The sequence below is a fragment of the Roseinatronobacter alkalisoli genome, from assembly GCF_028745735.1.
Classification (GTDB): Bacteria; Pseudomonadota; Alphaproteobacteria; order Rhodobacterales; family Rhodobacteraceae; genus Roseinatronobacter; species Roseinatronobacter alkalisoli.
Genome location: NZ_JAQZSM010000024.1, coordinates 1 through 20,943 on the forward strand (window position 1 = coordinate 1; position 20,943 = coordinate 20,943).

19 protein-coding genes and 1 pseudogene are annotated in these 20,943 nt (G+C 60.3%); 12 read left to right on the forward strand and 8 right to left on the reverse strand.

Annotation, left to right across the window (positions count from 1 at the left end):
- Both PUT78_RS18305 and PUT78_RS18310 read left to right on the forward strand, forming a co-directional pair.
- A pseudogene (locus tag PUT78_RS18305) lies at window positions 1–199 on the forward strand (glycerol kinase); the annotation flags it as partial.
- A 30-nt stretch (window positions 200–229) separates the two neighbouring features.
- Window positions 230–439 carry a hypothetical protein gene (locus tag PUT78_RS18310; protein WP_274353716.1) on the forward strand — a complete coding sequence of 70 codons (210 nt, stop codon included), beginning with the start codon at window positions 230–232 and terminating at the stop codon, window positions 437–439.
- Window positions 440–480: 41 nt separating this feature from the next.
- On the opposite strand, the gene PUT78_RS18315 is transcribed toward PUT78_RS18310, so the two are convergent.
- From PUT78_RS18315 to PUT78_RS18340, 6 genes are read right to left on the reverse strand one after another with little or no spacing between them, the layout of a single operon-like run.
- A complete protein-coding gene (locus PUT78_RS18315) occupies window positions 481–1,407 on the reverse strand; it encodes a carbohydrate kinase family protein (protein ID WP_274353717.1) in 927 nt (308 codons plus the stop codon).
- The gene (locus PUT78_RS18320) at window positions 1,370–2,428 is read right to left on the reverse strand and encodes an ABC transporter ATP-binding protein (protein WP_274353769.1); all 1,059 of its coding nucleotides are present in this window, start codon (window positions 2,426–2,428) and stop codon (window positions 1,370–1,372) included. Before PUT78_RS18320 ends, PUT78_RS18315 begins: the two co-directional genes overlap by 38 nt.
- Window positions 2,428–3,921, reverse strand: coding sequence for an argininosuccinate lyase (locus PUT78_RS18325; protein WP_274353718.1), 1,494 nt, complete (start codon window positions 3,919–3,921; stop codon window positions 2,428–2,430). Before PUT78_RS18325 ends, PUT78_RS18320 begins: the two co-directional genes overlap by 1 nt.
- Window positions 3,922–3,937: 16 nt before the next feature.
- Complete coding sequence (locus PUT78_RS18330) at window positions 3,938–4,768, reverse strand: carbohydrate ABC transporter permease (protein WP_420793524.1); 831 nt, start codon at window positions 4,766–4,768, stop codon at window positions 3,938–3,940.
- Window positions 4,769–4,799: 31 nt separating this feature from the next.
- Window positions 4,800–5,726 (reverse strand): carbohydrate ABC transporter permease, encoded by a 927-nt coding sequence (locus tag PUT78_RS18335; RefSeq protein WP_274353719.1) that lies wholly within the window; start codon window positions 5,724–5,726, stop codon window positions 4,800–4,802.
- 6 nt (window positions 5,727–5,732) lie between these two features.
- A complete protein-coding gene (locus PUT78_RS18340; RefSeq protein ID WP_274353720.1) occupies window positions 5,733–6,983 on the reverse strand; it encodes an extracellular solute-binding protein in 1,251 nt (416 codons plus the stop codon).
- A gap of 158 nt (window positions 6,984–7,141) precedes the next feature.
- Between PUT78_RS18340 and PUT78_RS18345 the strand changes: the two genes are divergently transcribed.
- From PUT78_RS18345 to PUT78_RS18355, 3 genes are read left to right on the forward strand one after another with little or no spacing between them, the layout of a single operon-like run.
- On the forward strand, window positions 7,142–8,359 hold the full coding sequence (locus tag PUT78_RS18345) for an ROK family transcriptional regulator (RefSeq protein WP_274353721.1): 1,218 nt from the start codon (window positions 7,142–7,144) through the stop codon (window positions 8,357–8,359).
- On the forward strand, window positions 8,352–10,640 hold the full coding sequence (locus PUT78_RS18350) for a PIG-L family deacetylase (RefSeq protein ID WP_274353722.1): 2,289 nt from the start codon (window positions 8,352–8,354) through the stop codon (window positions 10,638–10,640). The genes PUT78_RS18345 and PUT78_RS18350 overlap by 8 nt, the downstream gene beginning before the upstream one ends.
- Window positions 10,637–11,515, forward strand: a complete 879-nt coding sequence (locus PUT78_RS18355) for a DMT family transporter (RefSeq protein ID WP_274353723.1) — start codon at window positions 10,637–10,639, stop codon at window positions 11,513–11,515. Before PUT78_RS18350 ends, PUT78_RS18355 begins: the two co-directional genes overlap by 4 nt.
- A 74-nt stretch (window positions 11,516–11,589) precedes the next feature.
- Here PUT78_RS18355 and PUT78_RS18360 read toward each other — a convergent pair whose 3' ends face one another.
- Window positions 11,590–12,774 (reverse strand): sialidase family protein, encoded by a 1,185-nt coding sequence (locus tag PUT78_RS18360; RefSeq protein ID WP_274353724.1) that lies wholly within the window; start codon window positions 12,772–12,774, stop codon window positions 11,590–11,592.
- A 270-nt stretch (window positions 12,775–13,044) separates the two neighbouring features.
- Window positions 13,045–14,157 carry an ABC transporter ATP-binding protein gene (locus PUT78_RS18365; RefSeq protein WP_274353725.1) on the reverse strand — a complete coding sequence of 371 codons (1,113 nt, stop codon included), beginning with the start codon at window positions 14,155–14,157 and terminating at the stop codon, window positions 13,045–13,047.
- A 119-nt stretch (window positions 14,158–14,276) separates the two neighbouring features.
- On the opposite strand from PUT78_RS18365, the gene PUT78_RS18370 reads away from it, so the two are divergent.
- The 7 genes from PUT78_RS18370 to PUT78_RS18400 all read left to right on the forward strand — a co-directional run bounded on the left by PUT78_RS18370 (window position 14,277) and on the right by PUT78_RS18400 (window position 20,844).
- The gene (locus tag PUT78_RS18370) at window positions 14,277–14,975 is read left to right on the forward strand and encodes a GntR family transcriptional regulator (protein ID WP_274353726.1); all 699 of its coding nucleotides are present in this window, start codon (window positions 14,277–14,279) and stop codon (window positions 14,973–14,975) included.
- Window positions 14,972–15,883, forward strand: coding sequence for an alpha/beta hydrolase (locus PUT78_RS18375; RefSeq protein ID WP_274353727.1), 912 nt, complete (start codon window positions 14,972–14,974; stop codon window positions 15,881–15,883). Before PUT78_RS18370 ends, PUT78_RS18375 begins: the two co-directional genes overlap by 4 nt.
- 28 nt (window positions 15,884–15,911) lie before the next feature.
- The gene (locus PUT78_RS18380) at window positions 15,912–17,126 is read left to right on the forward strand and encodes an ABC transporter substrate-binding protein (protein ID WP_274353728.1); all 1,215 of its coding nucleotides are present in this window, start codon (window positions 15,912–15,914) and stop codon (window positions 17,124–17,126) included.
- 76 nt (window positions 17,127–17,202) lie between these two features.
- Entirely contained in the window at window positions 17,203–18,114 is a 912-nt protein-coding gene (locus tag PUT78_RS18385; protein WP_274353729.1) for a carbohydrate ABC transporter permease, read from the forward strand.
- Window positions 18,114–18,947, forward strand: a complete 834-nt coding sequence (locus tag PUT78_RS18390) for a carbohydrate ABC transporter permease (protein WP_274353730.1) — start codon at window positions 18,114–18,116, stop codon at window positions 18,945–18,947. Before PUT78_RS18385 ends, PUT78_RS18390 begins: the two co-directional genes overlap by 1 nt.
- Before the next feature lie 17 nt (window positions 18,948–18,964).
- Window positions 18,965–19,852 (forward strand): sugar phosphate isomerase/epimerase family protein, encoded by an 888-nt coding sequence (locus PUT78_RS18395; RefSeq protein ID WP_274353731.1) that lies wholly within the window; start codon window positions 18,965–18,967, stop codon window positions 19,850–19,852.
- The gene (locus PUT78_RS18400; protein ID WP_274353732.1) at window positions 19,849–20,844 is read left to right on the forward strand and encodes a Gfo/Idh/MocA family protein; all 996 of its coding nucleotides are present in this window, start codon (window positions 19,849–19,851) and stop codon (window positions 20,842–20,844) included. The genes PUT78_RS18395 and PUT78_RS18400 overlap by 4 nt, the downstream gene beginning before the upstream one ends.
- The last annotated feature ends 99 nt before the right edge of the window (window positions 20,845–20,943 follow it).

Here is a 20,943-nt window from a genome sequence, read left to right on the forward strand (position 1 = left end):
CCGCCCGGAGGTGCTGGAAACCACCGCACTTGGTGCAGCGTGGCTGGCAGGCATGCGCGCGGGTGTCTGGCCGGACATGGATGAATTCGCCAGAGGCTGGGCCGTGGAACGCCAGTTCACCCCCCAGATGGAAACCGCCCCGCGCAAGGCACGATACGACCGATGGAAACGCGCCGTCAGCGCAGTGCTGGGCGTCTAGCAGAACGCGGAATGAACCCGGTGTGATGCCATGTCAGGCACCACGTTCCTGCGCGTGATCGCGCAAGGCCGGTTGAAGCGGTTGTCGGGCATGCCCCGGCCTGCCGCCTGCCGGTTTCGCGCCATCCGGGATGCGCCCCATGGTCCGTTTCGCGCCATCACCACCAAGGCCGGACGCGCAGAGCACAGTGCGGCGCGCACCCCGCGCGATCTGCCCGTCCCGGTCGGGAATTCCCTTTGATAGAAGCACTGGAATCCGCGATATCGCGTCAGACATCCGGCTTATGTCAGCACCTCTTTTCCGTGCTCCGGGGCGCCGCCGATTGTGGTGACCGCCCTGGCACCGCGCGCCACAGCCCGGTCCAGCACTGTCTGCGCGGGCAAGCCCTGCATCAGGCCCGCAATCAGCCCAGCGTTGAATGCATCGCCCGCGCCTGTGGTGTCCAGCACCCTGACGCCCGGTGCAATGCTGTGATAATGCCGCCCGTTCTGGCTGAACCACGCACCGTTTGCCCCACATTTTATCGCCACCATCGGAAAGTGGTTTCCCAGAATGTGCAGCGCATCCTTTGCAGTGGCAGCCCCTGTCAGCACAGTCGCTTCTTTCAGGTTTGGCAAGAACAGATCAATGCCCCGGGCCATGTCGGTCAGCGCCTCCGGGTGCAGCAGTTTTGCATCCCAGCTGGGGTCCAGCGAAACGACCAACCCACGTGCAAGCGCCGCATCCGCCAGGGCGCGGGCGTCGCGCAGGGTTGCATATTCCGAAAAATGGACATGCGTGATCCGTCCGCGGTCAAATGCGCGTGCAGCATCCGGTGGCAGGGCCGGCCCATGCCGATGCGTGACAAAAGCGCGATCGCCTGCGTGGTTTAACGCCACAGTCACCTGCGCTGCTGTATCGTGCTCTCTGGCAAGGAAGTCGGTGGTCAGGCCCGCCGCACGGATTTGTGTGACCAATGCATTGGAGAACTCATCATCCCCCAGCCGCCCCAGAAGATGCGCCGGGGTGCCCGCATCCAGCAAATGCGCGGCGGTGATAAACGCGCCGCCACCTGCGCGCAGCGACATGTCGCCAGCAAACACTTCCGTGCCCAGGCGTGCAAAATCCGGCAGGCCCGTGAACACCAGATCACAATAAATGCGACCCGCGCAGAGTACTTCGCCCTGCATGTCAGGCACGACCCAGTGCGCGCTGGCTGTCAGGGTCAAACAGATACAACCGCCCGGCATCGGCGCTGGCCGTCAATGTGCTGCCGATGGCGGGAATGACGCGGCCCGGCGCTGTTGCCATGACTTCGTGACCCTGTGCATCCAGATGCACCAGCGTTTCAGGGCCAAGCGGTTCAACGGCCGTGACGGTTGCGTTTATCCGCGCAGCAGTTCCGGGGCCATCGACAAGCAGATCCTGCGGTCGTATTCCAAGACAGATTGCCCCATCCGCACGCGAACACGCACCCATATCCTGATCCCCCACGATAATGCGCCCCGCCTGTACCCGCGCGTCCAGCACATTCATCGACGGATTTCCAATAAAGCGGGCTGTAAACAGATCGACAGGGTTTTCATAGAGGTCCACGGGCGCACCGACCTGCAGGATATGCCCGTCACGCATGACAACAATCCGGTCGGCCATTGTCATGGCCTCTACCTGATCATGGGTTACATACACGATGGTCGTACCCAGACGCTGGTGCAGACGCTTGATTTCAATGCGCATCTGGGCACGCAGCTGAGCGTCCAGATTGGACAGGGGTTCGTCAAACAGGAACGCCACCGGGTCACGGACCATTGCGCGCCCGATTGCCACGCGCTGCCGCTGCCCCCCCGAAAGTGCTGCGGGCCTGCGCGCCAGATAATCAGTAAGGCCCAGCATTCCCGCAACCTCGGCGACGCGGGCATCCTTTTGCGCGCGCGACATCCCGGATGTGTACAGACCGAAGGCGATATTCTGCGCAACCGTCAGATGGGGGTAAATGGCATAGTTCTGGAACACCATGGCGATATTGCGCGCCTTGGGTTCAGCGTCATTGACCAGACGTCCGGCGATGCGCAATTCACCCCCGGAAATATCCTCCAATCCGGCCAGCATCCGCAAGGTTGTGGATTTGCCACAGCCAGACGGCCCGACCAGAACGACAAATTCCCCGTTCGAGATATCCAGATCAATTCCATGCACGGCCCGGACGGTTCCGTAATCCTTGGTCAGGCTGCGAAGCGTAATTTCTGCCATCATCTTCTCCGTGCAAGGGCGTCGAAACGGGCGATGCGCCCCTCTCTTGCGGACTGCAATCTGTGTTTGTCGACCTCTTGCGCCTGCAAAAGCTGTTGCGCGCGCATGCTGTATTCGTCCAGCGCGCTGCGCAAGGCTGCGGGGGCCGGACCGCCCGGACGGTCACGCAAGGCAATGAATCCCCCGGCTGAAACCGCTTTTGCGAAATCGGCCTGTCCCAGCGCGCTGTCACGCCCGGTGACACGCGCAAAAGCCGCCTGAAACGGGACATAGCCATCCGTCCCCAGACTGCCACGCACAGCGACAACGGCGCGCGCAACATCAGCGGCAATTTCATGCGCCATGCGGAAGGACAATCCTTCCTGACGCACCAGAGTATCTGCCAGTTCGGTGATGGTAATACAGGCGCGGTCCATGGTGTTTGCCACGCGGGCGCTGTCAATGCGGACCGCCTGCACCAGCGCGGTCATCAGGTCCAGCACGCGCCCGGCCACGTCAAAGGCACGGTAGCCTGCGGCCTGCGTTTCGCCTTCGGAATCGTTCATGTCCGTAAATGGCGTGTTGTGGACAATTCCCAGCATCATCTGCGCCAGCCCCGCGCCCTGACTGGCCAGATGGCGCAAATGTTCGATCGGCACGGGATTGCGCTTCTGCGGCATGATCGAACTTACCTGAACAAGCGCGTTGGGAACGTAAAGCTGGCCAACCTCGAACGCAGTCCAGAACTGCATGTCCTGAACCGGGCGCCCCAGATGCAGCAGCAACAGTTGCAGCGCGGAATACGTGGCGGTGATGTAATCTACCGTCGCAATCGCACCATAGCTGTTCAGCTGCACCCCTGCAAAACCCAGATCCCGCGCCACTGCGTGCCGGTCCACCGCGAACCCGCTGGTGGTGATGGCCGCAGCCCCCATCGGACTGCAATCAACCTGCGCGCGCGCAGCCCGCAGCCGCGCCATATCCCCCAGAACGACCTCTATGACCGCGCATAGATAATGGCCGTAGGTTGTGGGTTGCGCGGGCTGGCCATGCGTATAGGCCACGATCACTGTATCACGATGACGGCTGGCCGCGTCCAGCAGGGCATTCAGCAGGGTATGGGTCTGGTCAAGCAGCCCATCCAGACGGTACCGCAGCCGCATACGGAACAAGGTATGATCGATGTCATTGCGCGACCGCGCCGTATGCAGCCGCCCTGCCAGATCAGCCCCCAGATCAGCGCGCAGACTGGCTTCGATATGAAAGAAGTAATCCTCGACGCTGCCATCATAGACCTTATGCGTCCCGGATTGCGCCTGATGCACCCTGATCAGGGCCTGCGCGATGCGTGTTGCATCTGCGGGGTTCAGAATCCCTGTTTCGTCCAGCATCAGCAGATGTGCCTGATCGATGGCATGAAAATCTTCGGCATGATGGGCCTGCGCGTGGTCAAACAGCGGTGCCAGAACCGTGCGCGCATAGACCGGATCAGGGAAACGGGTGGTATCTGTCATATCCATCGCCATCACATCACCCTTTCAATCCGGCCAGCATGACACCGCGCACAATGAACCGTTGCAGCACAAGAAACACGATCAGGGTTGGTATGGTCGCAAGCGCGGCCCCTGTCATGATCATTTCCCACTGGATCGACTGTTCTACCGCAAAGCTGCTCAAACCCACGGGCAAGGTGTACAGATCGCGGCTGGTGGTCACGATCAGCGGCCAGAAAAACGCGGTCCAGTTGCCAAGGAAAGTAAAGATCGCCAATGCAGACAAGGCAGGTGTGACCAGCGGCATGGCCACTTTCCACCAGATCATGAATTCATTCATGCCATCCACGCGCGCTGCCTCGATGAAATCATCAGGCACGGTTTCAAAGAACTGTTTCATCAGGAACGTACCGAAGGCGGTCATCATGCCGGGGAACATGATTCCCCAATAAGTATCCAGCCAGCCGAACTGCGCGCTCATCAGATACCACGGGATCACCAGCATTTCGGTCGGGATCATCAGTGTTGACAAAATGGCGATAAAGATGATGTAGCGCCCCCGAAACTTGAATTTCGCCAGCGTGTATCCGACCAGACTGTCGAAAAACACGTTTGAAACAGTCACACAGACCGCGACAATCATCGAATTCATGAACCAGCGCAGAAACCAGCCATCGGCCAGCACCCGCACATAATTGTTCAATGTCGGTTCCGCCGGAATGAACCGCAGATCGTAAATCTGGCCTGCTGATTTCAACGAGGTCGAAAACATCAGCACCAGTGGCGTGACCATCACCACCCCACCCAGAAACAGCAGCGTCCATACCAGCACCGCGCCCGGCTGCAGACGCGCGAACCAGGGCAGCATTTCGGGACGGTTGGCAGACATGTCGGCCATCTCAACGCCTCCGCAAAAGGTAAAGCTGGATCAGGGAAACGATCAGCAGGATGGTGAACAGAACAACCGTCTGTGCAGCGGCATATCCCATGTCATAGGATGAAAACGCGCTTTGATAGATCATCAGCACAAGCGGTTTTGTCGAATTCAGCGGGCCGCCCGGATCATTCGTGGTCATGTTATAGACCTGATCGAAAATCCGCAAAAAACCGATGGATGAGAAAACGACCAGAAACACCGTTGTCGGGCGCAGCAGCGGCAGCGTGATCCGGGTCAGAATTGCCCATTCGCCCAGACCATCCACGCGCGCGGCTTCATAATATGTTTGCGGGATCGCGCGCAGGCCAGCCAGAAAGATAATGATCTGAAAACCCAGCCCTGCCCAGATCGCTGTGACCATGATTGCGGGCAAGGCCTGACTGGTGGACCGCAGGAAGGGTTGTTGCGGCAAACCGATGGATGACAGCATCCCGTTGATGAAACCAATGGGCACCGGCTGGTAGAACCAGCGCCAGACCCAGGCCATGGCGGCAGCTGTGGTCAGAAAGGGCAGGAAATACAAGGCCCGGATGAACCCGTGCATCAGCCGCACGCGATCAAGGTAATAGGAAATGACGAACGCGATCACCAGACTGATGGGCGTGCCCCAGATCAGATAGGCGAAGGTATTGCGAAACACCTGCCAGAACGCAGCATCCGCAAACATGCGCTGGTAATTCGCGGTCCCGATGAATTCGGGGCTGCGCAGCAGATTCCAATCGGTGAATGACAGATAGAACGCAGTGAAGGTAGGATAAAAGCGGATGATCGCATAGAACAGGATCGGGACGGCCAGAAACCCCCACGCCCAGATCACCCGCTTCTGGCCTATCGTCAGCCTGTCCCACCCGCGCATGCGCGGATGGGTGAAATGCTGTGAGGATGCCATGGTCGCTTACCGGCTGCGGTCGATGATGGCCTGTTCCGCCGCGGCGGCCGCGGCCAGACTGTCCGCAGGGCTTTGGTTCTGCAGCACAACACGGTTTACCATATCAATGGCCACCTGACGTTGCGCAGCTTCGTCCACAAACCGTGTTGTATGGGCATAATCCAGCGCCGCCAGGAACGGCCCGTAAACGGGGTCAGTCAGGTTTTTATCGGTCTGCGCAACCTCTCGCCGCGCGGGCAATTCGCCTACAACCTCCAGCCAGACCTCCATCGCCTCTGGCGAGGTCAGGAATTGCAGGAAGGTTTCGGCGGCTTCGCGGCGTTCGCCTTCGGCGCGTGCCCCGATGGCATTTGCAAAATAGCTGGCATAGTTGGACCGCAACCCGTCATCATTGGCCGGCAGTTCTGCGACGGTCCAGTTAAAATGGCTGATGCTGTTGAATGACCCCAGACGGAACGTGCCGTCGATCGTCATCGCGGCCATACCGGCCCGGAACGCGGCCTGCCCCTCGTCCATGAAGCCGGTTGTCCCTACGCGGTCCTCGGTCTGCATGTTAGTCACGAATTCCAGTGCGGCAAGCCCGGCGTCGCTGTCATAGGCGACATTGCCATCATCGTCATACGGGACGCCGCCGAACTGACGCACCAGCCCTTCACGCCACCAATGATGATCCTGCGCGCCCATTTCCAGTGTCAGACCAACCGATGTGATGTTGCCTGCGCTATCATATTTTACAGCAGAAATTGCAGCATCGCGCAATTCGTCAATGGTCTGCGGCGGGTTGGCGGGGTCAAGTCCTGCTTCTTCAAACAGGTCATTATTGATGAACAGGGCCAGTGACCGCACAGCAGTCGGCAGGCCCCAATATTGCCCGTCACGCTGCATCGCACCCACAATCGGAAAGAAATCCGCTTCGATTTCCGCTGCCGGGAAACGCGCCTCGCTCAGCGGCTGGATAAGTTCACCAGCCACGAAATTATCAAGCCAGCCATAAAACAGCTGCACAACATCCGGCCCCTGCCCTGCGGTATGTGCTGCCACGATTCGTGTCTGATAATCCGCATAAGGGAAAGTTGTCTGACGCACGCGGATATCGGGGTATTCCTCATGGAATCTTTCGATCAGCTGGTCCATTGCGCGTACGCGCGTGTCAAAAATATACTGCCAGTACTCGATTTCGACTGTCTGGGCCTGCGCCGGGACCACAACCAGACCGGCTGCGATCGTCAACATACTTGAAGCAAGGAAATTTCGCATTGGATGACCTCCTGTTGGCAAAAACCGCTTTTGCGGCATCGTTCAGTATTTTTGTTACCCAAGCCCGATGCTGGACGGACTACTTCCTTCTGTCAATAAAATAATTAACTTGAGTTATTCTATTGCTGACGTAATCTTGCCGTGAAAGGAAACCGTTCATGCGTAGCGAACCGCGTAGCCGTGTCGTCATGGGGTCCAACCCCGGCCGCAACCGCGCCCATAACCGTCGTGTCGTGCTGGAAGTTCTGCGCACGAACGGCCCGACAGGGCGCACCCGCATTGCGGATATGGCGCAGCTCAGTTCACAGGCAGTCACCCAGATTATTGAAGAACTGGTGAATGAAGGACTGGTCAAAGCAGGCGCAAGATTGCGCAACGGGCGCGGCCAGCCCCCGATTCAGTTCGCCATCAATCGCAACGGCCCGATGACCGTCGGAATAGAAATTGCGGCCGATCACATCACCATGTTGCTGACTGATCTGACAGGCACAGTGCGTGCCGCCCGCGACATAGCCGTCACTGCCACAGACCCCGCGCATGTCATTCCCCTTTTGCGCCGCGAACTGGACGGGTTGCATCCTGATGATGGCGCGCAGGTGCCCGGTCTGCTGGGCATCGGGGTTGTCATGCCCGGCCCATTCGAAGTGGAAGCCCTCAGCGCCGCTGGCCCCACCACGCTGCCGGGCTGGAACAAGGTCGATCCGGTTGCCGCGCTAAGCGAAGGGCTGGGCATGCCTATCCAGCTACAAAACGACGCAACCGCGGCGGCAGTCGGGGAACGCCTGTATGGCGCGGGCCTGAAGATTGACGATTTCTGCCTGATTTATCTTAGCGCCGGTCTGGGTCTTGGCATTATTCAGGGGGGGCGTCCGACATCCGGGGCATATGGCAATGCTGGCGAAATCGGTCATCTGATCGCCGTGCCCGGTGGGCGGCCATGCAGCTGCGGACAACAAGGATGTCTGGAACAATATGCGTCACTTGTCGCACTGAGCGATGCATATCGCGCTGCGGGCCGCACGATGCCCCAGTCTGAAGCACTGTGCCCTGATGATCCGGTTTTCGACACATGGGCACGTCAGGCGACAGCCTGCCTGCGCCCTGTCGTGGCGATACTGGAAAACATCCTTGATCCGCAATGTATCATTCTGTCCAGCGCGGTCCCCGACCAGATCATTGACCGCCTGATCCACCTGATGCATCCCTTGCCGGTTTCTGTCGCGGCACGCGAAAATCGCGCAGTGCCACGATTGCTGCGCGGATCGACAGGCAGACGCACAGCGGCGCTGGGTGCCGCAGCCCTTCCGTTGATGCACGAACTGACCCCCGTTCTGCAGCATGTCCAACCGCAGGAACAGGAGCACACCCATGAATGACCGCGACAAGCTGGCACTGGACAGGCTGGAACCGCCCGCATTGCTGTTGCACCGCGCCCTCAGCCGGTTAACTGGTCTGGGCTGCGTCATGCAGACAGGCGCGCATCCCGATGATGAACAGAACGCGATGCTCGCCTGTCTGCGTTTTGAACATGGCGCACAGGTCGTGATCGCCTGTTCCACCCGTGGCGAAGGCGGTCAGAACGCGCTTGGGCCAGAACGCGGTGGGGCGCTGGGAGTAATCCGCACTGCTGAAATGCATGCAGCCGCCGCAACCATAGATGCCGATGTTGCATGGCTCGGCTTCGGTCCGAATGACCCGGTCCATGATTTCGGCTTTTCGCGCGACGGGCAGGACACATTGGCGCGCTGGGGGAAGCAACTGATCATCGACCGGCTGGCCAGCGCTTATCGCGTCTGGCGTCCTGATGTAGTCATCCCGACATTTCTGGACGTCCCCGGCCAGCACGGCCATCACCGTGCAATGACCGAAGCGGCCGAGGCCGCGCTGACCCGCGCAACCGACCCGTCCTTCGATGATGGCAACAGCCCATGGCAGGTTGCGCGCTATCTGCTGCCCGCGTGGTCGGGCGGCGGCGCTACTTATGATGACGAAACACCCCCGCCCCCGACCACGCACCGGGTACGCATAAGGGGCAACGATCCGGCCACAGGCGCCAGCTTTGCACGTATCGGGGAATGGTCGCGCGCGGCACATGCGTCGCAAGGGATGGGGCGGCTGGCAACCGCCGGAACCGAATGGCCCCTGCACCTGAAGGCGGGTCCGGACGGGGCTGAAATCCTGTCCGACCTGCCCCGGCGGCTTTGCGATATTGACGGGCTGCCCCGCGATTGCGCACAGGCTGTCGATCACGCGGTTGAACGCGCGCTGGCCGCATGGCCGGATAGTGCGGCGGTGCTGGCGGCATTGGAAACCATGCTCGCGCCGCTGGCTGTGGCCTTCGACCATTGCCCGCCTGAACATCAACACCGCCTGAACAGGTTCCGCGACAATCTGCACAGTGCCATTCTGGCCGCCGCCTGCCCCGGTCTGCGTGTCTGGTCAGACTCCGCATTGTTGACACCCGGAACGCATACCGCACTGAAAACTGATGCGGCACACGGCGCGGAAAGGGTTGTGCTCCACGCTGAATTCGGCGCAGGACTGCGGTTCGCTGATGGTCGCGTCGATATCGCATCAGACGCGCAACCCGATAATGTATGGACCGCGCATTGGTTTGCCCGTGGCGGAAACGGTCACCATATGCGCGCGGAACTGGACCTGTCGGGCCATCGCATAAGCGCCCCGGTGGACATCTGCCCGCCGCTTCGGATCATCCCCCACGGCCTACCACAGACCAGCCCCGACGCGATGCTGCTGATCAATACCAGCCGCGCCAGCCTGCACCCCGATGCCGCCGCGCAGATCCAGCTGCCCCCCGGGTGGCGCATAGACGCATCGGACAATGCAGCGCCACTGCTGGTGGCACCGGATGATGTGGCGGAAACGCCGGTAACCCTTGCCCTGCAGATGGGGCAGGAACCGGGCTACCATATGACCCCCATCACCATGCAGCAACTGCCGCCAATGGCCCATGTCGTGCCTGCGGCGATCCGCGTGCTTCCGCTTCGCCTGACACTGCCCGCAGGCGCGAAGATCGGGCATATCGACGGGGGTGCAGACCGGACAGCGCTGTGGCTGCATCGTATGGGCTTGCCCGTCACAACGCTGGCGCCTGCGATGCTGGACAAGGCATTGCCGGAACTGACAACCGTTACTGTGGGCACTCTCGCATTCGGCACGCGCCCCGAATGGCGTGCCTGTCTGGCGCGGCTGCATGGCTGGGTGCGCGCGGGGGGCCATCTGGTCACGTTCTACCACCGGCCCACGGATAACTGGGATCCCGGCCATACACCGCCCCTGCCACTGACCATCGGCAGCCCCTCGCTGCGCTGGCGCACCACCGACCCCGCCGCCCCCATCACGGTGCTGGCACCTGATCATCCGCTTCTGAACGCGCCCAACCGGATTACCGCGCAGGACTGGTCCGGCTGGCACAAGGAACGCGGCCTGTATTTCGCCAGCGACTGGGATCCTGCCTATTGCCCGGTAGTTGAAACCGGCGATGTGACCGCGCCGGGCCTGCGGGGGGCGCTGCTTTCTGCCCGCGTTGGCAAAGGACGCCATACGCATTGCGCCTTCGTGCTGCATCATCAGATGGACTGCCTGGTGCCGGGGGCCTTTCGCCTGATGGCAAATCTGGTCGCCCCTGCCGCATGACCGCTACCCCCCCTGCCCCACAGCAGACCGGTTACGCGGGCATTCTGTGGTTGCTGGCGGATATGAGCCTGATTTCAATGATGGGGGCGCTGGTCAAATGGCAAGGGGGCACCTATTCCGCCCCCCAGTTGGTATTTCTGCGCGCCGTGGCAGGCGCGCTGATCATTGCGCCGATGATCTGGACTCACCGCGCTGAAATCCTGTCTCTGCCGGTGATCCGCAGCAACATGATGCGGGTTGCGTGTAACGGCTTGGCGCTGGCATGCAGTTTCGCAGCGCTGGCAAGCCTGCCATTGGCCGTGGTCAGTGCATCGAACTATGCGCGCCCCATCGTCCTGCTGGCGCTTGCCGCACTGTTGCTGAACGAACGCATTCCAGCGCGACGCTGGTGGTCCAGCCTGCTTGCGCTATGCGGGGTCGCACTGGTGATTGGTCCGGCCGCAACAGCGCCAGGCGCCCCGCTGCCGTTGTCGGGACTGGCCGCCGCCGGTGGGGCGATAATATTCGGCGTGTTGGCCGTTATCCTGATGCGGCAGCTGGTGGATCAGGCATTGGGCACATTGATGGTTTTCTACACATTGGGACTAGGCGTGATATTCGCAGTGCCCGCCGCGCTGTTGTGGCAGCCTGTACGCCCTGCCGACTGGCCGGTCCTGATCCTGATCGGGGCGTTGGCCCAACTGGGGCAGCTGTGCTTTCTGCGGGCGCATCGTCTGGCGCAGGCAAACCAACTGGCCCCCTGGGGGTATATTTCTGTGATATTCGCAACCATGATCGGGATTCTTGTTTTTGATGAAATCCCGACAGCGCTGCAAGTTCTGGGCCTGACGATTGTGCTGGCCTCTGTGCTGGTTGCGCAGCGCAGGCAGGAATGACACGGTATCCCCGAACCTGTACCCCGGCGCCCTGTCCGGCACAGGCGCCGGGGCATAAATACGCACGCCCTGCGTTATTGCGCCGGGGCGGACAGCGCATCCAGCGGAACGCGGGTAAGTTCGGCATCTTCTTTATTTGTGCCATAGCTTACATAAAGATAGCCATTCCAGACCACTGATTTGGGGTAGGAATAGCTGGGGCGTTTATACTGCCCCTCAAAGCGCAATGGTTGCATGTCGCTGGCGGAGCGCAGCAAGAACGCACGATCAAAGCGATAGCCATCGTCGCTCAGAACCACGGCCAATGGCATGCGCGCCTTGTTCGGGTGCGGGTTGCCAACCATGAAGGCCGTCCCGTCAGGAAGGTTGCCAGCGCTTTGCTTGGTGCGGGCATCGGGCATGTTCGTCAGGACAGGGTTGGTCCAGTTTTCACCTGCATCGGTGCTCATGGCAGCTATTTTATAGAACGAATTTCCCTGATCGCGGAAAATGGCAATCAGCGCACCATCCTGACGGACATAGGAACTGGGTTCCAGTTCGCGGCTGATATCGGGGTTGCCGGTGGGCAGATTCGCCACTTCACCCCGGACCCACCCCGAGATACCAAGCGGGTCATCCGTGTAGATTGGCGTGGCGATCAGCCCTGGCTGGAAATGCGCGAAGCTGACGATGCGCCCTGTCTCCAGTGCGCGCGGGTCTTGCTCAAAAATACCGTTCAGCGGGCTGCCATCGGCCATGGTAACCGGCGCTGGCTGTGACCAGTTTTCGCCATCGGTACTGACCACATATTCCACATGGCCACCACGCGGTGACACATCTTCCGGCCAGACGTTGAAATAAGCCACCAGCGTTTCGCCATCGGTCCACCAGCCCCCCGAAGATTTGTAACCCGCATCCCACGGAGCGGTCATCTGCATTGGTTCCGACCAGGCGCTGCCGTTTTCGCTGACAGCATAGACCACGGTGGTATCAGGGCCGTCCTCGTCACGCGCGGAGCTTTGCCACTGGGCATATAGCCTGTCCTTGAATGGCATAAGAACCACGCCATGCGCGAATTGCTGGCCACCTTCTTCAGGTGCGAAAATGGTGATCGTTTCGGTTCCTTCGGCCAGTTCAAGGCCCAAGGTGTCGGTATTGGTGAAGTCGAGTATTTCGCCTGCCATCTCGAACGGAATATTTGTCGGGTGCGCGTCGGCACTGGCCGCGCTGCCGGCCATGATTGCACCGGCGAAGGCCAGTGAAATGTGGTGTCTGGACATGCCAGAATCCTCCTTGATTGTTTCACAACAAGAGAGGCGCGCGCTGTCCGGCCTGATAGCAAGCGCGACATGCTGCCTCCTCCCCCTAGGGGAAGTTATCCAAGTATGATAAGAGATTCAATAACTGATACAATCAATTATCATAAGATGACAGTCGTTGCGCCGAAACCCGCCGGTTCCGGCCATAACCACCTGTAAACGTAGAATTTCAGGTTGCCTTATCAGCGGAATGACAATTCCGCCCAAGGTAGTGAAAAGTCTGCGCCGTCGTCACGAAACCGCGTGGGTCGCGCGTGTTGCATGCTGTTGAGCTACGGACAGGCGCTTGCCGCTTTCGCCATCAAAGTAATGCAGATTGGCGGGATCGTAGGACAGGTGGATTGGCTGGTCGCGCCGTAACGGAATGTCCGGTGCCAGACGGGCCGACATTTCGTGGTCCGCAAAACGGCAGATGGCCATCGTGTCGGAACCCAGGGGTTCAAACACCTCTACCACCGGCTGGATCTTGCCGGTCCCGGCCTCTGCCCAGATCAGATGTTCAGGGCGGATGCCGATATCGATCCGCGCGCCATCCTGCGCGGGTATCTCGCCTATTTCCACCGCTTCATCACCGACCCGCAGACAAGGTGTATCGCCAATGCGATCAATCACACCTGACAGCACATTCATCTTGGGTGATCCGATGAATTCGCCCACGAAACGGCAATTCGGCTGGTTATACAGCTCCATCGGCGGGCCTTCCTGCACGATATGGCCGCCCTGCAGAACAACCACACGGTCGGCCAGGGTCATCGCTTCGGTCTGGTCATGGGTGACATAGACAGTGGTGGTGCCCAACATGGCATGCAGGCGTTTGATCTGCGTGCGCATTTCGACCCGCAGCTTGGCATCAAGGTTGCTGAGCGGTTCATCAAACAGAAACACCGAGGGTTCGCGCACGATGGCCCGGCCCATGGCGACGCGCTGTCGCTGGCCACCCGACAACTGGCCCGGCTTGCGGTCCAGATAATCACCAATCTGCAGAATGCGCGCGGCGTTTTCAACTTTGGGCGCGATATCAATGGCCTTCCAGCCGCGCATCTTCAGCCCGAAACCGATATTCTCACGGATCGACATATGCGGATACAGCGCATAATCCTGAAACACCATCGCCACATCGCGCCCGCGTGGTTCCACCTCGTTGACCACCCGCCCACCAATCCGCAATGTCCCGCCCGAGATTTCCTCGAGTCCTGCAATCATCCGCAGCATGGTGGATTTCCCACATCCCGAAGGGCCGACAAAGGCGACAAATTCGCCATCATTCACCGAAAGGTCCACGCCATGGATCGCACGGACCCCGCCATAATCCTTCACGATATTTCTAAGGCTGATGTCGGCCATGGTGCATGTCTCCCGTGCAGCACAAAAAGGGGCTTGCATTATCGATAATATAACGATTATCGTTATTGATAATATAAGGCAAGCCCAAAGCAGGCCCAAATCAAAGGAGCGGCGAAGACATGGCCGTTGAAAGTTTCAATACCCCCTCGGTGACGGAACTGGTTCCGCGACAATCAAGCAGACGCAGCCATGCTCTGTTCGTAGCGCTGCAGAAGGAAATCGTTCTGGGGGTGCTGCCCCCCGAACAGGCCCTGACCGAACTTGACCTTGCGCAAAGGTTCCGGTGCAGTCAGGGCACGGTGCGCGAAGCGCTGATGCAACTGAATGAAGAAGGGCTGGTGAAGCGGATGCCCAACCGGGGCACCCATGTGGCCCCTTGCCATGCCGACGATGCCCGCGCATTGCTGTCGTTGCGCCGCGCCGTGGAATGCGACCATCTGGACCGGGTGGTTGCGCGGGCAGATGACCGTCTTCGCGCCGATCTGGGCGATCTTCTGAACGCGATGCGCAATGCCGCGCGGGACGGCGACGAATACCTGCTGTCGGTATATGACCGGGCCTTTCACGCACGGTTGTTTGATGCCGCCGACCTGCCATTGGTGGCGCCGATCCTGACACGCTGCCTGATCCATAACCACCGGTTCAAGATTCTGAATTCGCGGCCCAACCGCGCCTTGGAGGAAACGGCAGAACGGCACGTGCCGATTCTGGCCGCGCTGGATGCGCGGGATGTGGCGAAACTGCGCAATCTGCTGGCGCACCATATCGCAACCATCGTGGATTTCGGCCCCGACCTGACCGGCGATGCGGCACCATGAACACCCCGTCCGACACCATGCGCGCTGTGCTGAACCGTCTGGCCATGGAAGACAGTGAACTGGCCGACCCGACCACGCTGGAGCCACAGCAGGGCCGGACACTTGCCGCACTGACAAACCTGCGCTGGAACGAAGACCTGCCCGTCATGGCCGATGCGCGCGTTGTAATGCATGCCGGCAGTATTCCCGCACGCTGGGTGGTTCCGCCGAATGACAACGGGCGCGACGCTATCTTGCATGTCCATGGCGGTGGCTGGGCCTTCTGTTCGCCGACCACCCATGAAGGGGCAGCGCGGCGGCTGGCGCTGGCTTGTGGCTGTCCGGTGCTGACATTTGATTACCGCAAGGCCCCGGAACACCCCTGGCCCGCCGGGCTGGACGATGTGGCGGAAGCCTGGCATGCCCGCGACCCGGCGCGCCGCTGGTCACTGGCCGGCGACAGCGCAGGGGCGAATCTGGCACTCTGCGCAATGCTGCGGCTGATCGCCGAAGGGGCCGTGCTGCCAGCGCAGGCATTGTTGTTTTATGGTGTCTATGGCGCGGATTTCGAAACTGAATCCTATGTGGCGAATGCTGCCGGGCCGGGACTGACGCGCGCCAAGATGCAGCGCTACTGGGACTGGTACGCGCCGCAGGAACTGCGCAGCACGCCGGAGGTGGCGCCGTTGCTGGCCGATGACGCGGCGCTTGCCGCATTGCCGCCGCTATATCTGAACGCCGCCATGCTTGATCCGCTTTTTTCCGACAGCGCACAACTGGTGGCGCGGTTGCGCGCCCTTGGGCGGGATGACCCGTTCGACCGGATTGACGGGGTGGTGCACGGATTCATGCAGATGGGCCTTGTCCTGCCCGAAGCGCGCGAGGCTTTCGCGCGGGCAGGCAAGGTTTTTCGTAGGAGGAGCGCCTGACAAGGGCGACAACAAGGGAGGAAAGACAATGACTTTCAAGAAAACACTGGGGCTTGCCTCAGTTCTGGCACTTACGGCCGGGTTGGCCCATGCGGACAGCACTGTGCGGTTCTGGTATCATTTCGACAATGCCGACAATCCGATGGATGATCTGGTCGCAGCATTCGAAGAGGCCAATCCCGGCATCAAGGTAGAAGCCGAGAATATCCCCTGGAACAGCTATTACGACCAGCTTTATACCGCAATCATCGGTGGCAGCGCGCCTGATGCGGCAATGGTGAAAATGTTTGCCCAGCCCCGTCTGGTGGAAATGGGTGCGCTGGAACCCATTGGCGAACGGGTCGACGCATGGGACGGCAAGGACGGGCTTCAGGACAATCTGCTGGAACTGACCCGCGCGGCGGACGGGCAAACCTATTATCTGCCGGTTCAGTATGTGGTGTTGTACCTGTATTACCGCCCCGACATGTTCGAGGAACTGGGCCTTGCCGTGCCGCAGACCTGCGATGACTTCCGCGAGGCGGCGCGCGCGCTGACCCGCGACACCAATGGCGACGGGCAGATCAATGTCTATGGCTTCGGGTTCCGTGGTGCCGGTGGCGGGCATGACCACTGGGGCAGTTTCACCCTTGGCCGAGAGGGCGTCAGCCTGACAGAGGGTCTGACATCAGAAGCCGGAATCGCCGGAACACAGTTCGTGGCAGATTTGTTCCGCGAAGACGGCGTGTTCCCCCCCTCCACCCCGAATGACGGGTTCCAGGAAATCATCGGCACCTTCAAGGCAGGGCGCACGGCAATGACCATCCACCATATCGGTTCGGCAAATGGCATGGTAGAGGCGTTGGGCGATAACGTGTCGGCGACCGTGGTGCCGGAATGTGGCGGTGGCCGCTGGACAGCCTTTGGCGATGAAAGCACCGCCATTCTGTCCAGCGCCGAAGACAAGGAAGCGGCGTGGAAGTGGATTTCCTTCCTGTCCTCCGCCGGGAATAACGCGCTGTTCAACGAAGCAACCGGGCAATTGCCGGTGGTCAAGGCAGACACTGAAACATGGTCGCTGCATCCCCAGCGCTTCGTGCAGGCGACGGTCGACTCTCTGCCCTTTGCCGAACTGCTGCCCAATGTGCCCGAAACGTCTGATTTCGTGAACACGGTCTGGGCCACGGCAATGCAGCGGGTTCTGATCGGCGACATAACTGCTGAACAGATGAATGCCCAGATAGCCGATCTGTATTCAAACTGATCGCATGTTGATCTGGCGGGGTGCCCCTTTGGCGCCCCGTCATTCCCTTGCGGCGCGACTTTCCGAGAGAGTGTAAATGACACAGGCAGATGCCCCCGACAGGCTGCACCGCCGCCCGCTTTCGCGGATCGTGCTGCCCTATGCGATGCTGTCGCCCGCGGTGCTGGTCACGCTGGCCATCGTGTTCTTTCCCATGGTCCAGACAGTGTGGATGAGTCTGCATGATTATGTGCTGTTCCGCCCGCATGCTTTCGACTTTGTCGGGCTGAAGAATTTCCGCACTGCACTGAATGATGAAGTGTTCTGGATTTCGCTGCGTCATACAATCATCTGGATGGCGGCCACCATTCCCGCGCAGCTTTTGCTGGGGCTGGTCACAGCGCTGTTGCTGAACCAGTCGTTTCCGTGGCGCCCCCTCGCGCGGGCGCTGATCATCATTCCCTGGGCGTTACCTTCGGTGGTGATCGCGCTGATGTGGGTATGGATTTATGACAGCAACTACGGCATCGCGAATGAGCTTTTGTTGCGCGTCGGGCTGATCCAGCGGGCCATCCCATGGCTGGCCAACCCCGACACAGCGCTGGCGGCCATCATCCTGACGCTGACATGGCAGGGTTTTCCCTTCTTCGCGGTCATGATCCTTGCGGGCCTGCAATCCATTCCGCGCAGTTATTATGAGGCCGCAAGCATCGACGGGGCAAGCGCCTGGCGGCAGTTCTGGCACATCACCCTGCCAGGAATTTCCGGCGTGATTGTCACGGCAGTTCTGCTGCGTACCATCTGGGTGGCCAACAGTTTCGATGTGATTTTCGTCATGACGGGGGGCGGGCCGGGCTATGCCACCCACACGCTGCCGCTTTATGCCTTCATCAAGGCGCGCACCAATCTGGATTTCGGCTATGGATCGGCCATCGCCACGCTGTTTACCCTGATGCTGATGGTAATCGTGCTGCTGTATCTGCGGCGCACCGGAAAGGCGGTGCAGTAATGGCACTTGGCAAACGTTCCACCCTGCGCCGCATCCTGACGGTGGATCTGCCCATGCTGGCGATCCTGACCTTCACGCTGGGACCATATCTGTGGATGCTCATCACCTCGATCAGCCGTGAATCAACACTGTTCACGGAAGGTCCGTCTATCTGGAACGCCACGATTGAAAACTACACCCGGCTGTTTGCAACAGTAGGGTTTGCGGGCAACATGCTTGACAGTCTGATCGTCGCGCTTGGCACTGTAGCGGTGGGCCTGTCGCTGTCGGTGACGGCTGCCTATGCGTTTTCGCGCTTCAACTTTCGCGGCAAACGGTTTCTGATGGTGCAGTTTCTGCTGATCAACATGTTCCCGCTGGTTCTGCTGATCCTGCCGCTATTTGTGCTGATGCGGGTTCTGGGGCTGCTGGATACACATCTTGCGCTGATCATCGCCAATTCCACTGTGGCAATCCCGTTTTCGGTCTGGATGATGGTCAGCTACATGAACGGCATCCCCCGGTCGCTGGACGAAGCCGCGATGACGGATGGCTGCACCCGGATGCAGGCGCTGCGCCGGGTTATCCTGCCACTGTGCATGCCCGGCATCATCGCCACCGGCATCTATATCTTCATCACATCATGGAACGAATACCTGTATGCGCTGACCCTTGGGGGGCGGAACGTGCGCACGATCACTGTCGCAGTCCAGACCCTGATTGGCGAATACGAGGTGCAGTGGGGCCTGTTGACGGCGGGGGGCATCGTTGGCGCCTTGCCTGCAACGGTCCTGTTCCTGCTGGTACAAAAACGGCTGATCTCGGGCCTGACGCAGGGCGCGGTCAAAGGCTGAGAAGGAAAGGACAGATAGTGAAAAATCCCATCGGCATCATATCGATGCAATTCACCCGGCCGTTCACCGGCAAGGATCTTCATTACTTCGCGAAAGCCGCTGATCTGGGCTTCGATTTTATCGAACTTCTGGTACCCGAACCCGAAGACAACCTGCCGCTGGCCGATGTCAGGGCGGCGGCAGCAGATGCGGGGCTGTTTCTTGTGCTGGCAGCGCGGGTGACCCCCCGGCGCAGCATTGCATCAGAAGATGCGGCAAACCGTCAGGGGGGCATCGACTATCTGAAACAGACGGTGGATGTGGCAACTGAACTGGGGGCCGCCATCATCGGTGGGCCACTTTATGGGGAACCCATGGTCTTCGCCGGGCGGCCACCAGTACCGCGCAGCGACGATGACATTGCCGCGCGCGCCGCGCGCACCATCGACGGGCTGGCGCAGGTGGCACCCATTGCGCGCGATGCGGGCGTGATGTTCGGGCTGGAGCCACTTAACCGGTTTGAAACCGACATCGTGTCCACCACACGACAGGCCATCGAAGTGGTGGATGCTGTGGGGGATGCTGGTCTGGGCATCATGCTTGATACGTTCCACATGAACATGGAAGAACGCTCTATCCCCGATGCGATCCGCCTTGCGGGACACCGGATCGTACATTTTCAGGCGAATGAGAACCATCGCGGCCATGCAGGCACTGGTCATATAGACTGGCCCGCCGTCATGCGCGCACTGCATCAGGCCCGCTACGCCGGACCGATCGCGCTGGAGCCGTTCCGCCGCGCAGATGACAGGGTAGCACTGCCCATTGCCCATTGGCGTGCCCCCCGCGAAGATGAATCCGACAAGCTGCGCGCTGGTCTGGGTGTTATCCGCAACGCACTGGCCCTGGCAGAGGTGGACCAATGATCAATATCGGATGGATCGGCTGCGGCCGTCACGCGCGGCAAATGCTGCTGCCGCAGTTGGGGCGTAACGGCATACGCATTGCCGCCCTGTGCGACCGTGATGGTGACGCAATGGCGCAAACAGCCGCCGAATACGGTGTCACTGCGCTGCACAGTGATTTTCAGGGGCTGGTCGCCACACCGGGGCTGGATGCGATTGGCATGGCTGTGGGGCCGGAGCTTCATCATGCAGCGACCCTTGCAGCGCTGGCAAAGGGTCTGCCGGTATTCATGGAAAAACCCCCCGCCGCCAATGCTGCGGGTGCCCGCGACATTGCCCGTGCTGCGCAATCGGCGGGCAAGCCCGTGATCGTGGGGTTCATGAAACGCTATTCCACCGGCAACCGCATTGCAAAGAACGTGCTGGACAAGGGCGGCTTTGGCGGTGTTCTGGGGATTACCGGCGCCTATATGACAGCGCCCACCTATTTTGTGGGAGAACCGGATTACACCGGGTTTTTCCTGCATCATTGCGTACATTACATGGACCTGATTCCGTGGTTCACAGGCGAAGATTTCGGGGACATGCAGATGCGCAGCATATCCCCGCAGCCCGGCAAACTGCTGCTGCATCTGAATTTCACCACGGCTGGCGGGGTGATCGGCAATGTGGTGATGGGCACTGTGCAATCGCGCGGCACCCCGATGGAGGAAATCCGCATCATGGGCGACCATGCCCGCCTGCATGTGGATAACATCATCAATGTTACCCTGTATCGCGACCCGCCTTTCAAGGCTGATGACCCCGGTGCTACGCTGGACCCGACCTGTGACACACTAAGCTGGACGCCGAATTTCACCGCCGCCGCAAACGAGGATCACAAGGGCTATGGTGCGCTGCTGGCCGATGTGGGTGCCGTGTTCCGGGGAGAGTCGCGCGACTTCCCCGATATTGCAGATGGCGTGCGCGCCATGGAACGGCTGGAACGCATGATTGCCGGAATAAACACCTGAATTCCGGCACCGCCAGGATGCCGCCCTTGCCCATGGGGTATGCGCGATATCAACACCCAGAAATATGGTTCAGTGTGTCGGAAACACCGGCTTAGGTTC

Excerpts from the sequence above, each read along its gene's own strand:
- PUT78_RS18310 (WP_274353716.1), top strand. The coding sequence starts at position 230 with ATGTCAGGCACCACGTTCCTGCGCGTGATCGCGCAAGGCCGGTTGAAG.
- PUT78_RS18320 (WP_274353769.1), bottom strand. The coding sequence starts at position 2,428 with ATGGCAGAAATTACGCTTCGCAGCCTGACCAAGGATTACGGAACCGTC.
- PUT78_RS18325 (WP_274353718.1), bottom strand. The coding sequence starts at position 3,921 with ATGACAGATACCACCCGTTTCCCTGATCCGGTCTATGCGCGCACGGTT.
- PUT78_RS18330 (WP_420793524.1), bottom strand. The coding sequence starts at position 4,768 with ATGCTGCCCTGGTTCGCGCGTCTGCAGCCGGGCGCGGTGCTGGTATGG.
- PUT78_RS18335 (WP_274353719.1), bottom strand. The coding sequence starts at position 5,726 with ATGGCATCCTCACAGCATTTCACCCATCCGCGCATGCGCGGGTGGGAC.
- PUT78_RS18340 (WP_274353720.1), bottom strand. The coding sequence starts at position 6,983 with ATGCGAAATTTCCTTGCTTCAAGTATGTTGACGATCGCAGCCGGTCTG.
- PUT78_RS18345 (WP_274353721.1), top strand. The coding sequence starts at position 7,142 with ATGCGTAGCGAACCGCGTAGCCGTGTCGTCATGGGGTCCAACCCCGGC.
- PUT78_RS18350 (WP_274353722.1), top strand. The coding sequence starts at position 8,352 with ATGAATGACCGCGACAAGCTGGCACTGGACAGGCTGGAACCGCCCGCA.
- PUT78_RS18355 (WP_274353723.1), top strand. The coding sequence starts at position 10,637 with ATGACCGCTACCCCCCCTGCCCCACAGCAGACCGGTTACGCGGGCATT.
- PUT78_RS18360 (WP_274353724.1), bottom strand. The coding sequence starts at position 12,774 with ATGTCCAGACACCACATTTCACTGGCCTTCGCCGGTGCAATCATGGCC.
- PUT78_RS18365 (WP_274353725.1), bottom strand. The coding sequence starts at position 14,157 with ATGGCCGACATCAGCCTTAGAAATATCGTGAAGGATTATGGCGGGGTC.
- PUT78_RS18370 (WP_274353726.1), top strand. The coding sequence starts at position 14,277 with ATGGCCGTTGAAAGTTTCAATACCCCCTCGGTGACGGAACTGGTTCCG.
- PUT78_RS18375 (WP_274353727.1), top strand. The coding sequence starts at position 14,972 with ATGAACACCCCGTCCGACACCATGCGCGCTGTGCTGAACCGTCTGGCC.
- PUT78_RS18380 (WP_274353728.1), top strand. The coding sequence starts at position 15,912 with ATGACTTTCAAGAAAACACTGGGGCTTGCCTCAGTTCTGGCACTTACG.
- PUT78_RS18385 (WP_274353729.1), top strand. The coding sequence starts at position 17,203 with ATGACACAGGCAGATGCCCCCGACAGGCTGCACCGCCGCCCGCTTTCG.
- PUT78_RS18390 (WP_274353730.1), top strand. The coding sequence starts at position 18,114 with ATGGCACTTGGCAAACGTTCCACCCTGCGCCGCATCCTGACGGTGGAT.
- PUT78_RS18400 (WP_274353732.1), top strand. The coding sequence starts at position 19,849 with ATGATCAATATCGGATGGATCGGCTGCGGCCGTCACGCGCGGCAAATG.